Raw genomic sequence first — 13,462 nt, 5'->3', positions numbered from 1 at the left:
ACAGAGCCATGCATGACAAACACATCGTATCGTCGTTCGACCGCGACCTCGAAGGCATTCAGGCCGCCGTCATGAAGATGGGCGGGCTGGTCGAACTGGCGCTGTCCGAAGCCGCGACCGCGCTGAAAAGCCGGGATATCGAACTGGCCGCCAAGGTGCGCAAGGGCGACCGGCTGATCGACGACCTTGACCAGACGATCAAGACCGACACCGCCAAGCTGCTGGCGCTGCGCTCGCCGACCGCCGGGGATCTCAGAACCGTCCTGTCGGTGATGGAGATCAGCTCGCATCTGGAACGCTGCGGCGACTATGCCAAGAATATGGCGAAGCGGACCATCGCCATGGCCGGAAGCCCCGATATCGGCGCTTCGTTCTCTGCCCTTGGGCGGATGTCGAAATTTGTCGAGGCGATGGTCAAGGACGCCCTCGACAGCTACATCCAGCGCGACCCCGATAAAGCCCTGGAAATTATCGAGCGGGATACCGAAGCCGATCAGATCTACAACACGATCTTTCGCTCGCTGCTCACCCATATGATGGAAGATCACCGCAATATCGCGGTGGGCATGCATCTTCATTTCATCGCCAAGAACATCGAACGGGTCGGTGACCATGCGACGGGCATTGCCGAACAGACCATCTATCTGGTGACCGGCGAACTGCCCGACGACGAGCGTCAGAAAGAGGACCGTACTTCGCTCGAACTAGGGGAAATGGACAGCTGATGCCCGCAGACATGCAGCCCTCGGTTCTGGTCGTCGAAGACGAAACCGCCCAGCGTGAAATCCTGACCTACAACCTTGAAGGCGAAGGCTTTCGGGTGATCCAGGCCGCAGACGGCAACGAGGCGCTGCTGCTGATCGAAGAGGAAACCCCCGATCTGATCCTGCTGGACTGGATGCTGCCCGGCGTTTCCGGTATCGAGATCTGCCGTCAGATCAAGGTGAAACCGGCGCTGCGGATGATCCCGGTGATCATGCTCTCGGCCCGTTCCGAAGAGGTTGACCGGGTGCGTGGGCTGGAAACCGGTGCCGATGATTATGTCGTCAAACCCTTTTCGGTGATCGAGCTGATGGCCCGGGTCAAAGCCAACCTGCGCCGTTCGCGCCCGTCTACGGTCGGGGAACGGCTAATCTTTGACGACATCCTGCTCGATTCAGAAACCCACAAGGTATTCCGAGGCGAACATGAGGTGCGGCTCGGGCCGACGGAATACCGGTTGCTGACCACCTTTCTGGAAAAACCCGGAAGGGTCTGGAGCCGTGAACAATTGCTGGATCGGGTCTGGGGCCGGGATATCTATGTCGACACCCGCACCGTCGATGTCCATATCGGCCGCCTGCGCAAGGCGTTGAGCCGTCACGGCGGCGACGATCCGATCCGCACCGTGCGCGGCGCGGGCTACGCTCTGGGATGACCTCGCGGTTGCGTTGAAATCGTTCTGATCCAGGCCCTGCGACCCGGCGTTCAGCCCGCGGGCCGCTGAGGCGCTCCCGGCGCCTCTGGCGCAGGCCCGGAAAACCACCAGTGACGCCGGTCACAGGTGGTGATGGCAGGGCTCAAGCGGCAGGCGCGGCCCATCTGATACGAGGAAATCTACCTGCGGGCATGCCAGCGGGTCCGAAGGCCGCGCCGGGATCGCCCGCTATCCCGGCGTCTACAACAGCCGCCGACCGCATGCATCGCGTGACGGCCGGACGCCCGATCAGGCCGACTTCAACCCGCCGATGCCCGAGGTGCTGGCGGTGCAACCGAGGCGGAAAACCACTTGGAAAACGCCCGGACCCTGTTCAGATCAACCGGGCCAGCTCTCACATTCAGGTTTCGCTGTCGAGCCAGAGAGTCACCGGGCCGTCATTGGTGAGGCTGACCTGCATGTCGGCGCCAAAGCGGCCAGTTTCGACCTTGGGGCCGAGAGCGGCGAGGGCCCCGGCGAAGGCCAGATACAGGCGCTCGGCCTCGGGAGGGGCGGCGGCGGCGGAAAAGCCGGGCCGATTGCCGCGGCTGGTATCGGCGGCCAGAGTGAACTGGCTGACGACCAGCGCGCTGCCGCCGGTGTCGAGCAGGGCGTGGTTCATCTTGCCGGCCGCATCGCTGAAGATCCGCAACTTGGCGATTTTCAGTGCCAGTTTTTCAGCGGTTTCCTCGGTGTCGCCGGGCATCGCGCAGACCAGAATCAGCAGCCCGGCGCCGCAGTGACCGATGGTGGCGCCCGCGACGCGCACCTCGGCCTCGGTTACTCTCTGAATCAGGGCGCGCATCTGTCATCCTCCGGTGTTGGCTCGGGGATTTTTTGCCGGACCGGTGTCGAACGCAAGGCGGATTTGACCGGTGTCAAAGTGCCGGGGGGCCGATCTGGTCAAGATCCCGGCACCGCGGCGCGCGAATCTGTGCTGCGTTGGATCAAGGAAAGGAACGACGATATGGTTGAGAAATCGCATGGCGCGGGCCTGTGGCCCAGCCTCTATGACCCGTTTCGCAATTTTGGCGCCAAGGTGGCGGATTGGCTGGCCCCGGCGTCGGATGCCGCCTCGGATACGGAGGGCTATCGCATCGCCATGGAATTGCCCGGTGTCGAGGAATCCGACATCGACATCTCGGTGCATGACGGGGTGGTGACGGTAAGGGGCGAAAAGACCGACTCAAAGGAAGAGAAGGGCGAGGATTATTTCTTTTCCGAACGCCAATACGGCGCCTTCAGCCGGTCGTTTCGCCTACCGGGCGACGCCGATGGCGACAAGGTGTCGGCGGATTTGAAGGACGGGGTTCTGACCATCAAAATCGCGCGTCTCGCCGCCCAGGCGCAAACCGCCAAGAAAGTGACCATCAGCAAGAGCTGAGCCGGTTCAGCCGCGCAGGTCGAGGATTTCGTCCAGCGGCGCCCGGTCGGTGCGAAACGCATTGGCCGGGTGGTCGCGATCCTCATAACCGAAGCTGAGCGCGCAGAGCACCATCCGGTCGTCTGGAATCGCAAAATGATCGTGCAGCAGCGGTGACATGCCTGCCACCGCCGCCTGCGGCACGCAGCCCAGCCCCAGCGCCTCGGCGGCCAGGCAAAAGGCCACGATGAAACCGCCGCAATCCATCGCGCCATAGGGGCCAAGCTCGGTCCCCGAGGTCAGGATTGCTGTATGCGGTGCGCCGAACAGGTGGAAATTCTGCAGCGCCTGCGCCATTGATCCGGCGCGGTCGCCCTTTTGCACCCCGACCGCATCATAGAGCTGCCAGCCGCAGGTGCGGCGGCGGTCCTGATGCCGACCGCTATAGCCTGAGGGGAAGGGCAGATCGGGCGCGCCAGCCTCGGTCGATGTGGCCTTGGCAATCAGTTTGCTGCGCAGAGACTCGGTTTCGGCGCCCTTGGTGATGATCACCTGCCAGGGTTGCGAATTGCACCAGGACGGCGCCCGGCCCGCGGTTTCGACGAGTTGCCTGATCTGCACATCCGGCACCGGATCGGGCCGAAAGGCGCGGCAGGAATGGCGGCGCTGCAACAGCGCGGTCAAGGCGTCGAAATCTGATGTATCTGTCATTGGTTCTGTCCCATGAAATAGAAGATCACCCCAGCCAGGATCAGGCTCGCGATGACGGCAAAGGTGATTTTCCAGGCTGACCAGGGCCGTTCGCCCTGGACCCGGCCGGTGCGGCCATTGACCACAAAGCGATAGGTCTTGCCGCGATATTTATAGGCGGCCAGCCAGACCGGCAGCAGGATATGCTTGAAGGTCACATCGCTGATCTTGGTGTCGATGTTATGTACGCGCTGGGCGTCGCCGCCGATGTCGAATTTCACATCGCGCTCGATCACCCGGTCCATTTGGGCGCGAGCCTCGTCATAGCCTTCGGCCAGTTCGACCTGATAGGCCTCGGCCCGGAACCCGGCGAGGAAATCCGGGCGATACGGCTCAAGCGCCGCGAGGTCCCAGGGTTCCAGCGCGTCGGTGTAGCGTTTCGGCAGGCTGCGCGAGGCCAGAACCAGCACATCGTCAAAAAACCGCGCCACCCGGCCCGAGGCCGGGCGCCAGCGGATTTTCTGGACTTGCACCTGCCGTGACTTGCCGTCGCGGATCACCGTTCGGGTTTCGTAATAGATGGTGCCGCGTTCGCCCTGATAGCGCGACTTGGTGTCGGCATCATAGGTCCAGAACGGCACATAGATACCTTCCATCTTGCGGCCTTTGCGGGCGTAATCCTGCAAGCCGTTCGGCGCGAACCAGAGCCGCCCCAGCCAATCGGTCATCGCCTTGCGCGCGGCGGATTCGTTCAGTGCAAAGGGCAGCACCCCGCGCGGCTTGATCTGCCGGTGAACCCCGGTATCGGTGACCACCGGGGTGGCGCAGAACGGGCATTCGGTGGCGTGGATCGTCGCGTCGAATTCCACCAGCGCGCCGCAATTCGGGCATTTGGTGGTGCGGGTTTCCTCGGTCTCGGCCTCGGGCAGCCGCGCCTCGATCGCGGTGCGGAAATCCAGCTCGTTGATCGCCGGGTGGCCTTCGTCGGCACCTTCGATGGGCTCACTATGGCCACAGAAATCGCAGGTCAGCAGCCCGGCAACCGGATCGAAGCGATAATCGGCGCCACAATTCGGGCAGGGAAATCTATGTTCGCGGGCATTCATCTCAGGCGTCCGCTCAGCTTCCCGGCGGCGGTGGCGGCAGGATGGTGAACAACTGCGCCAGTTCGGTCACGTCCTCGGCTTTCTTCCAGCCGTCCTGACCGGCGGTCCAGACAAAGGTTTCGCGCGACAGCGATCCGTCCGCCACCATCCGGCCCAGCGTCGCCTTGGAGAAAGGGCCGGTGGTCTTGCCGTTTTCTGCGAGGTGCCAGACATGTTCGACTGGCGGCGGTGGCGGCGGCGGCGCCACGGCGGCGGGCGGTTGCTGGCTGACCGCAGGCGCCTGGCCCCATGGCCCCTGCTGACCGAGGGCGGCGCCCATCGCCATGCCGATTCCGGCACCAATCCCGGCGCCCATGCCGGAATTCGGGGTCGCGGCGGCCTTGCCCAGTGCCTCGGCGGCGGCGAATTGGGTGAATTTGCCAAGATCGCCGACGATCCCCATCGAGGTGCGCTTGTCCAGCACCTCTTCGACCGCGGGCGGCAGCGAGATGTTTTCGACGTAGAGCTCGGGCATTTCCATGCCGTATTCGCTCAAGGTGCCGCTGATTTCCTTGGCAACCAGCCGACCCACATCACGGGTGTTGGCGGCCATGTCGAGCACCGGAATGCCAGAGCTGGCGATCACCCGGGAAAATTCCTGGACGATGATATTGCGGATCTGGAAACTGATCTCGTCCATGGTGAATTCGCCGTCGGTGCCGACGATCTCGCTCATGAAGCGGGCGGGTTCGGTGACCCGGACGGCATAGGTGCCAAAGGCGCGCAGGCGCACCGGGCCGAACTCCGGATCGCGGGCCATGATCGGGTTCTTGGTGCCCCATTTCAGATCGGCAAACCGGGTGGTATTGACGAAATAGATCTCGGATTTGAACGGCGATTTGAAGCCGTGATCCCAGTGCTGAAGCGTGGTCATCACCGGCATGTTGTTGGTTTCAAGCATGTAAAGGCCGGGGGTGAAGACATCGGCCAGCTGGCCCTCATGCACGAACACCGCCGCTTGCCCCTCACGCACCGTCAGCTTGGCGCCATATTTGATCTCGTGGCCCTCACGCTCGAACCGCCAGACCAGCGTGTCGCGGCTGTCGTCCACCCAGTGGATGACGTCAATGAATTCACCGCTCAGGAAATCGAAAATGCCCATGGTGGGGGTCCTTTCCAGATGATTATGGGTTCAGCTCAGCTCGGGCCGCCAACCAGCGTGTTGGCGAGGGACTGAATGATCGGGCGCGCCGTGTCCGGGGTCATCCCGGGGCGCAGGCGTGGGTCATAGAGCATCCGCAGCAGCATCTCGTCATGGCTGGTCAGCAGCGCGAACTCGTCGTCGTCGTTGAAGATCGAAGGCCGGGCCGAGGGGCTGTCATTGGCCAGGCCCAGGCCCTGCGCCATTTCCTCGTGAAAGCACGAGCGGCGCATCAGATCGGGATGTTCGGCGCGCACAAAGGCGATGGCGCGGCGGTATTCGTAATCGGCACTGCTGCCGGAAAACGCCACCACCAGGCAATGGATCGAGCGCGGCAGGTCGCGAAAGATCCCCAGCGAACTGTCCGAGATATTCGGCACCAGCTGTCGGATCCGGGCAATGGCCGCCGCCCGGTCGTCCTCGCCCATCACCAGCACATGGAAATTCGCGCCGGGGCCGGGGGTATAGGTTAGCGGATGGCCGGTCAGTCGCGCCAGCCGGGCAGTGTAGCTGACCACCTCGTTGCGGTCGAAATTGCGCTGCGCGACAGGCACCGTGGCGCCGAATTCCACCGCGACCCGCACCGGCACCACCCAGCGGCGCAGATGCGACGGCGCGTTCGAAGTCTGCAAGCCCCCACCTCGGGCGTATTCGTCATAGAGCGCAATACGTTCGAAATTCTGCGCCAGCATCTCGGCGCTGAACGGGGTGTCGATGCCGCCGCCTTCTTGGCGCAGCAACCCCTGGGCCAGCAGATCGGCCTGCACCTGGGCGTAATAGCGCCGTAGATCGGTTGAAGCGGCGCTTTCGGGGCGGGGCGAGGCGGCAATCGTCGCTGGAACCGCGCGACGCGGTGGCGACACGCCATAGCCGTCCGACCCGTCCTCACAGGCGGTCAGCAGCGTCAGCGCCATCAGCGCCGCAGCCAGCGTTTGTGTGCCGCGCACCGCGCCGACCTCAGCTCTGCGACGGAACCGCGGTCCCGGCGGCGTCGCCCAGCCCGGTTGCCTTGGCCTTGGCGGCGGACAGGGTGTCGCGCAGCTCGGCCTCCATCTTCTTCAGCTCGACTTCGGCGGCGGCGCGCTTGGCCTTGCCCTCGTCGGCGATTTGCAGGCTTTCCTGAATGGTGCCGATCAGATCGGCATTGGCCTGTTTCACCGCTTCGATGTCGAACACGCCGCGCTCCATCTCGGTGCGGATCATCTTGTTGCTATCGCGCAGGTTCTTGGCGTTGCTGGTCAACAGCTCATTGGTCAGGTCATTGGCGTCGCGCACGGCGGCGGCGGCTTCGGCCGAGCGTTGAATCGTCACCGCTTGCGCCAGCTGGGTCTCCCAGAGCGGCACGGTGTTGACCAGGGTCGAGTTGATCTTGGTGACCAGCGATTTGTCGTTTTCCTGCACCAGCCGGATCGAGGGCAGCGATTGCATCGTCACCTGGCGGGTCAGTTTCAGGTCATGCACCCGGCGTTCCAGATCGTCGCGGGCGGCGCGCAGGTCGCGCAATTCCTGCGCCTTCATCACCTGTTCGTCTTCGGGCGCGGCGTTCACCGCCGCCTCTTTGGCCGGGATCTCGGTGCTGTCGATCTCTTTCAACTTCTCTTCGCCCGCCGCGATATAAAGCGCCAGCTCGTCGTAAAAATTGAGGGTCTTGTCATAGAGCATGTCGAGCGATTTGATGTCTTTCATCAAGCTGTGCTCGTGCTTCAGCAGGTCGTCGGTGACCCGGTCGATCTGGCCCTGCACCTGCTCGAAATGCGCGGTGAACTTGGCAAAGGGCGCGGCGCGGCCGATCAACCGTTCCCAGAACGAGCGTTTGCGGCGCACGTCCAGCTCGCTGACCGAAAACCCACGGATGGTGGTGACGATGCTGCGCAGGCTGTCACCCGCCGGGCCGACATCCTTGTTGCGCACATCCTGCAACATCGCCTGGCTGATTTCCTGCAATTCCGCCTGCGCGGAGGACCCGAACGACACGATCGAATTGGTATCGCCCATGTCCAGTTCGGCCATCCGGGTGCGGATCGCGTCAGCCGTTACCGGCTCGGCCTGTTCCAGGGCAACGATTTCGCCACTGGGTTCAGACAGCACCACCGCCGTCACCTCTTCGACCAGTTTCACAGATTCCGCGGCTTTGGCGCGTACGGTGTCCGACATGTTGCTTACTCCGTTGTTTTGGGGGCCCGGACCCCCTCGCGTTGCAGTCGTTCCCTGAGAACGTCGATTTCGACGGTCAGGTCGCTCCGGTCGTCAAGCATCAGCTTTTCGGTCCGGGCGGCGAAGTTTTGTTCCAGATCGGTGAGCAGCGCCTCATAGGCGGCGCGTGCATCGGCACTGTGATTGCGGCCATAGACATCGGCGAATTTCACCGTCGCGTCGCGGGCCCCCATCAAATAGACGCCGAGGAATTTGCGCGCTGAGGTCAGATCGCGCGGGTCATTCTCGACGGTGCGGATCATCTCGCGGGCGGTGGTGACAAAACCGGCGACCCGTGCGCTCAGCGCCCGATCGCGCAGGGTGTCGATCTGCGCCTGCATGGTTTTCAGATGCGCCTCGGCCGCGACCACCACCCGGGCGACCCGGTCCTGCTGAAAGTTGTCGATGCCTTCGACGCTTTTGTCGCGCAACGGGTCGGGACCGAAGGCGGCCAGGTGCAGCGCCCCGGTGATCACCGCATAGAGCCCGGCAGGCAGCAGGCTGGCGCCGTGCACGGTGGCGGCCAGGCCGGTGCCCAGGGCGATGGCGAAAGAGCCGAGGATCTTGCGCGGCAGCGCCGGCCGGCGGGCCACCTTGCGGTCATGATAGGCGGCTTCGGCGCGCAGCCCCTCGCGGGTCAGCCAGGCGGCGAGTGCCCAGCTTGCGGCGCCGACCAGGCCGATGGCCAGCCCGACCGCCCCCGCCGCGATCGAGGTCGCCGCCAGGATCAGCGGCGGCACGAACAGGAAGTTCGAGCGCGCTCCGGCGGGGTCGGGACGGGCCAGATTGCGGCGTGGCCTGTGGTTGCCTGCAGGCGGCTTTGGCTGGTTCTCACCATCGGGGCTGAAATCGCCGCCGTAACGCTGTGCCATTAGTCGGCCCCCAGCCAGCCGGTCGCGACACCGCCCATCACCACCATCAACAGCACAAAGGCGACTTTCTGGATGGCGTTCGAGCGCCGCACCGGGACCGTCTCAGCCCCCGCCGGACGACCCCAGGCCGCCGCAACCAGCGAGGCCGCAGCGACCAGCGCAGAAATCAGCACAATAATGAGGATCAGCCGGGACATAGCCCCCTCCAGCGACCATTTTCAGACCTGAACATAAGCACCCCGCATGGATTGCGCCAGTGTGCAGTCATGTGCCGTCATCGGCTCTGGGTGGCGCGACGTTCGGCCTTCAGTTTGCGCGAATAGCCCGATTGGATGATCTCGACCAGGAACAGCACCACCACCGAGAAATAGAAGGTGGTCTTCGACATCGGGATCACCTCATGGTCAAAGAACCGCAGCGCCAGTGCCGGATCATGGGTGGCATGGGCGGCGGCCTGACCGGCCTCGCCCAGCAGCACCACCCCGACAATCAGCAGGATGAACAGGCCCAGAACCTCATACATCCGGTTGGACTCCAGAAACCGGGTGACCCCGTCGGCCAACACCAGCATCGCCAGGCCCGACAACAGGATGGCGGCGGCCAGAATCGGGAACACCTTGGTGATGGCAATCGCCGACAGCACCGAATCAAAGCTGAAGATCAGGTTCATGAACACGATCAGCGTCACCACCCCGGCGGCGGATTTGCCGCCCTTTTGCTGCACATCGGTTTCCAGATGATCCAGCGACAGCATATGGCCGATTTCCTTGACCGCGGTGTAGATGATGAACACGCCGCCAAAGACAAACACCACGGTGGCGAAATTCACCCCGCCAGTCAGCACCCCGTCCCAGGCAAAGGTATAGAAGGGCTCGGTCAGTGCATCCAGCAGCTGGATCATCGCGAACAGCAACACGATTCGCAGGGCGACGGCGATGATGATGCCCCAGTATCGCACCGCCTTTTGCTGCGCCACCGGCGCGCGCTGGCTCTCGATCGAGATATAGAGAAGGTTGTCAAACCCCAGCACCGCCTGCAAAAAGCACAGCATCAGAAAGGTGCCAAGGTTGGCGAAAGTCAAAAGATCAGCCATGGGTCCGGGTCCATCAAATTTGCGTCATGTTATCGCGCCAATGTGACGCGTTGTCGGGCTCTGGACAAGTTGGGCCTGACGTCAATGCCAGCCGGCTGGCGCAGTCGGCGCGGTTTCGCAGCCAGGCCGGTGACGTCGAGCGCGGTCAGGAATTGCGCGGGCGGCGCGGCTGGCGGGTCGGTTTCTGGCTGGGGGAGGCCTCGGCGAGGCCCAGCTGATCGCGCAGGATCTTGGCGCGCACCTCTTCGACCGCGCCGGGCTGCAACTGGCCCAGCTGGAAGGGCCCGTAGGAAATCCGGATCAGCCGGTTGACGCTAAAGCCGATCGACTCCATCGCCCGGCGGATCTCGCGGTTGCGCCCCTCGCGCAGCCCGACCGTGGCCCAGGCGTTGGCGCCCTGCTGGCGGTCCAGGGTGACCTGCATCGGCTGAAACTTCTCGCCGTCAATCTTCAGACCGGCACGCAGCGGCGCGAAATCCTCGTCCTTGGGAATGCCGCGCATCCGCACCCGGTAGCGGCGCAGCCAGCCGGTGGCGGGCAGTTCCATTCGCCGCTTGAGGCCGCCGTCATTGGTCAGCAGCAGCAGGCCCTCAGAGGTGAGGTCAAGTCGGCCGACACTCATCACCCGGGGCAGATCCTCGGGCAGCGCCTCGAATATCGTCTGGCGGCCCTTTTCGTCGCGGGCGGTGGTCACCAGCCCGGCGGGCTTGTGATAGAGCCACAGCCGCGGCGGCTCCGGGGCATTCAGCGGCTTGCCGTCGACCTCGATCCGGTCCGCCGCGCTGACATTCAGCGCCGGGCTGGTCAGCTTGCGTCCGTTCACCGAAATCCGGCCCTCGACGATCATAATCTCGGCGTCGCGGCGCGAGGCGATTCCGGCGCGTGACAGCACCTTGGCGATCCGCTCGCCTGCGGGCGTGGCGCCCGGCGCAGCGGCGGTGGCCGGTGCCGCATTCGGCTGCGATTTTGGTGCCGGTTTGGCGGCGGAGCTTGCCACGGCTTTCGCCAGCGGCTTCGTCCCGGAAGTCGACGGCGGTTTGGCCCCGGTCTTGGACGGGCGCGGCGGGCGGATCGTATGGGCGGGTTTGCGGGTCATGGCGCTGGCTTAGCCTGTTTTGCCCTGCGGCGGAAGCGGGCTTGCAGGCTGGGCGGGGCCGGGGCAGGAAGGGGCCATGACATTCGCCCCGCATATGGATGAGGCGCTGGCCGAAGCCCGCGCCGCTGCTGCCCGCGGCGAGGTGCCGGTTGGTGCGGTGCTGGTCGCCCCCTCCGGGCAGATCGTGGCGCGGGCCGGCAACCGCACCCGCGAATTGTCCGACCCCTCGGCCCATGCCGAAATGCTGGTGATCCGCGCCGCCTGCGCCGCGGCGGGCAGCGAGCGGCTGCCCGGTCATGTGCTGTTCGTGACGCTGGAACCCTGCGCCATGTGCGCCGCCGCGATCGCCGCCGCGCGCATCGCCCGGCTGGTCTTTGGCGCCGCCGACCCGAAATCCGGCGGCGTCCTGCATGGCGCCCGGGTGTTCAGCCATGCCCAGGCGCATCACGCGCCCGAAGTCATCGACGGCATTGGCGCCGAAGCCGCGGCGGCGCTGCTCAGCGGCTTCTTTTCCGCCCGGCGCGGTTGACTTACCCAAGCGCGGCGGACGAGAAGCGCGGCGCGGATAGCACAGTATCAAAAGACAACAACTGACGAGGCGGTCATGGCAAATTTGCGCGAGGTTCTGGACGGGTTCAGCGGCGAGGGCGCCGCGCAGAGCATCGCCGCGCCCGAGGCCTGGGGGCAGGGGCGCACGCTTTACGGTGGCATGACAGCGGCGCTCTGCTGGCATGCGGCCACCCGGGCCCTGCCTGATCTGCCGCCCCTGCGCGGCGCCCAGCTGGCCTTTGTCGGCCCGGCCCAGGGCCAATTGGAGTTTACCGTCTCGCTGTTGCGCCGCGGGCGCAATTCGGCGGTGGTTCAGGTGGCCTGCATCGGCGCGGCGGGTCCGGCGGCCAGCGCGATTTTCACCTGCGCCAATCCGCGGGACAGCCACGTCGCCCATGACCTGGTCCCCGCGCCCGCCGCCCCGGCGCCGGAAACCTGCGAGGTGTTCCACCGCAAGCCGCCAAAGCTTTTGTCGTTCCCGGCGAAATTCGACATCCGCCTGGTGTCGGGATCGCGCCCACTGAGCGGTGGCACACCGGAAATGCTGGTCTGGACCCGGCTGCTGGATGAGGCCGGGGTCGACCCGGTCACCGTGCTGCTGGCGACGGCCGATGTGCTGCCACCCGGTGCGATGGCCGAAATGTCGGCCTGGGCGCCGGTGTCGACGATGACCTGGGGGGTAGATTTCTTTCAGCCGGTCACCGCGACCGGCTGGCACCTGTTGCACACCTATTCCGATCAGGCGGCGGATGGTTATTCGCTGCAGGGCTCGGACATGTGGGATGCATCGGGCCGTCGGGTGCTGACCGCCCGCCAGATCGTCGCAATCTTCGGCTGAGGCGGGGCCGGGCCAGGGTCTTCACATATCTAGGCTTGCACGCCGCCGCATTGACCGCGCTGAGGGCTTTTGAAACCTCGCCCCGTTGGCGACGAAGGAGAGCAGGCATGGCAACCATCGGAGAGATTCTGGCCGATTGCACCGGAACGGGCATGGAAACCCGGGTCATGGCGCGGCCGGAATGGATGCAGGGGCGGACCCTGCTGGGCGGGCTGACGGCGCTGCTGCAGGTGCATGCGGCGCAGCGCGCCTTTCCCGATCTGCCGCCGCTGCGTTCGGCCCAGTTCGCCTTTTCCGGCCCGGCGGTGGAGGAACTGGTCTTTACCTGCGAATTGCTGCGGCGGGGCAAGAATTCGGCGGTGATCTCCGTCGATTGCCGCTCTGGCGAGACCCTCGCGGCCCGCGCTCTGTTGACCTTTGCCGCGCCGCGCCCCAGCACAGTGGTGCATGACCTGAAACCGGCGCCACAGGTGATCCCGCCGGAAGAGGCGCCGGGCTTTCACCGTCCGGGCCACACGCGCGCCTCCGGGTTCCCCGAGAATTTCGAGCTGAAACGCCTCGGCGGACGGCGCCCGCTCGAGGGCGGCGACTGCGAGATCTACATCTGGTCGCGGCTGGTCGATGACAGCGGCATCGACCCGGGGCTGATCCCGATTGCCCTTGGCGACGGGCTGCCACCGGCGGCGATGGTGCAGCTGCGCGACCGCGCCCCGGTGTCGACGATGACCTGGAGCATGGATTTCTTTCACCCGGTGGCGGCGCGCGGCTGGCACATCCTGCGCTCGGTCAGCGAACAGGCGGCGGATGGCTATTCGTTGCAGTACACCGATATCTGGGACGCCGAAGGCCGCCGGGTCGCGGTGGCCCGGCAAATGGTTGCGGTGTTCGGCTGATGCCTGCCCGGTCCCCTGGCTTCCTCTGGTCGAAAATATCCTGGGGGAGCGCGAGGGGGCAAAGCCCCCTCGCCCCGCCCCCCCCCCCGCCCCCCCCCCCCCCCCCCCCCCCCCCCCCCCCCCCCCCCCCCGC

General features: G+C 65.2%; 16 protein-coding genes. 6 read left to right on the top strand and 10 right to left on the bottom strand.

Annotation, left to right across the window (positions count from 1 at the left end; translation table 11 throughout):
- The first annotated feature begins 8 nt into the window (after nt 1-8).
- Both phoU and phoB read left to right on the top strand, forming a co-directional pair.
- A complete protein-coding gene (phoU, locus tag P1U48_RS07475; RefSeq protein ID WP_301068321.1) occupies nt 9-725 on the top strand; it encodes a phosphate signaling complex protein PhoU in 717 nt (238 codons plus the stop codon).
- Complete coding sequence (gene phoB / locus P1U48_RS07470) at nt 725-1,417, top strand: phosphate regulon transcriptional regulator PhoB (protein ID WP_301068320.1); 693 nt, start codon at nt 725-727, stop codon at nt 1,415-1,417. Before phoU ends, phoB begins: the two co-directional genes overlap by 1 nt.
- Nucleotides 1,418-1,817: 400 nt before the next feature.
- Here the strand turns inward: phoB and dtd are convergent, their stop codons facing one another.
- A complete protein-coding gene (gene dtd, locus P1U48_RS07465; protein WP_301068319.1) occupies nt 1,818-2,261 on the bottom strand; it encodes a D-aminoacyl-tRNA deacylase in 444 nt (147 codons plus the stop codon).
- A gap of 162 nt (nt 2,262-2,423) precedes the next feature.
- On the opposite strand from dtd, the gene P1U48_RS07460 reads away from it, so the two are divergent.
- Nucleotides 2,424-2,840 (top strand): Hsp20/alpha crystallin family protein, encoded by a 417-nt coding sequence (locus tag P1U48_RS07460; protein ID WP_301068318.1) that lies wholly within the window; start codon nt 2,424-2,426, stop codon nt 2,838-2,840.
- Nucleotides 2,841-2,846: 6 nt separating this feature from the next.
- Here P1U48_RS07460 and P1U48_RS07455 read toward each other — a convergent pair whose 3' ends face one another.
- The 9 genes from P1U48_RS07455 to P1U48_RS07415 all read right to left on the bottom strand — a co-directional run bounded on the left by P1U48_RS07455 (nt 2,847) and on the right by P1U48_RS07415 (nt 11,049).
- Nucleotides 2,847-3,530 (bottom strand): nitroreductase, encoded by a 684-nt coding sequence (locus P1U48_RS07455; RefSeq protein WP_301068317.1) that lies wholly within the window; start codon nt 3,528-3,530, stop codon nt 2,847-2,849.
- Nucleotides 3,527-4,615 (bottom strand): TFIIB-type zinc finger domain-containing protein, encoded by a 1,089-nt coding sequence (locus P1U48_RS07450; protein ID WP_301068316.1) that lies wholly within the window; start codon nt 4,613-4,615, stop codon nt 3,527-3,529. The genes P1U48_RS07455 and P1U48_RS07450 overlap by 4 nt, the downstream gene beginning before the upstream one ends.
- A 13-nt stretch (nt 4,616-4,628) precedes the next feature.
- Nucleotides 4,629-5,756: an SPFH domain-containing protein gene (locus P1U48_RS07445; RefSeq protein ID WP_301068315.1), complete on the bottom strand. Its 1,128-nt coding sequence runs from the start codon at nt 5,754-5,756 to the stop codon at nt 4,629-4,631.
- A gap of 35 nt (nt 5,757-5,791) precedes the next feature.
- Complete coding sequence (locus P1U48_RS07440; RefSeq protein WP_301068314.1) at nt 5,792-6,742, bottom strand: DUF2927 domain-containing protein; 951 nt, start codon at nt 6,740-6,742, stop codon at nt 5,792-5,794.
- A gap of 10 nt (nt 6,743-6,752) precedes the next feature.
- The gene (locus tag P1U48_RS07435; protein WP_301068313.1) at nt 6,753-7,949 is read right to left on the bottom strand and encodes a toxic anion resistance protein; all 1,197 of its coding nucleotides are present in this window, start codon (nt 7,947-7,949) and stop codon (nt 6,753-6,755) included.
- A 5-nt stretch (nt 7,950-7,954) separates the two neighbouring features.
- Nucleotides 7,955-8,860, bottom strand: coding sequence for a 5-bromo-4-chloroindolyl phosphate hydrolysis family protein (locus P1U48_RS07430; RefSeq protein ID WP_301068312.1), 906 nt, complete (start codon nt 8,858-8,860; stop codon nt 7,955-7,957).
- The gene (locus tag P1U48_RS07425) at nt 8,860-9,057 is read right to left on the bottom strand and encodes a hypothetical protein (RefSeq protein ID WP_301068311.1); all 198 of its coding nucleotides are present in this window, start codon (nt 9,055-9,057) and stop codon (nt 8,860-8,862) included. Before P1U48_RS07425 ends, P1U48_RS07430 begins: the two co-directional genes overlap by 1 nt.
- Nucleotides 9,058-9,134: 77 nt before the next feature.
- Nucleotides 9,135-9,953 (bottom strand): tellurium resistance protein TerC, encoded by an 819-nt coding sequence (locus tag P1U48_RS07420; protein WP_301068310.1) that lies wholly within the window; start codon nt 9,951-9,953, stop codon nt 9,135-9,137.
- Between the two features lie 145 nt (nt 9,954-10,098).
- The gene (locus P1U48_RS07415; protein ID WP_301068309.1) at nt 10,099-11,049 is read right to left on the bottom strand and encodes a pseudouridine synthase; all 951 of its coding nucleotides are present in this window, start codon (nt 11,047-11,049) and stop codon (nt 10,099-10,101) included.
- Between the two features lie 76 nt (nt 11,050-11,125).
- Here P1U48_RS07415 and P1U48_RS07410 point away from each other — a divergent pair, with 76 nt between their 5' ends.
- The 3 genes from P1U48_RS07410 (at nt 11,126) to P1U48_RS07400 (ending at nt 13,329) form a co-directional block, all read left to right on the top strand.
- Complete coding sequence (locus P1U48_RS07410) at nt 11,126-11,578, top strand: nucleoside deaminase (RefSeq protein WP_301068308.1); 453 nt, start codon at nt 11,126-11,128, stop codon at nt 11,576-11,578.
- A 75-nt stretch (nt 11,579-11,653) separates the two neighbouring features.
- The gene (locus P1U48_RS07405; RefSeq protein WP_301068307.1) at nt 11,654-12,436 is read left to right on the top strand and encodes a thioesterase family protein; all 783 of its coding nucleotides are present in this window, start codon (nt 11,654-11,656) and stop codon (nt 12,434-12,436) included.
- A 107-nt stretch (nt 12,437-12,543) separates the two neighbouring features.
- Complete coding sequence (locus tag P1U48_RS07400; protein ID WP_301068306.1) at nt 12,544-13,329, top strand: thioesterase family protein; 786 nt, start codon at nt 12,544-12,546, stop codon at nt 13,327-13,329.
- Nucleotides 13,330-13,462 lie beyond the last annotated feature (133 nt).

The organism is Pseudooceanicola sp. (assembly GCF_029213205.1).
GTDB lineage: Bacteria > Pseudomonadota > Alphaproteobacteria > Rhodobacterales > Rhodobacteraceae > Pseudooceanicola.
The sequence above is the reverse complement of the archived record's forward strand: the minus strand, read 5'-3'. Positions and strand labels throughout refer to the sequence as shown.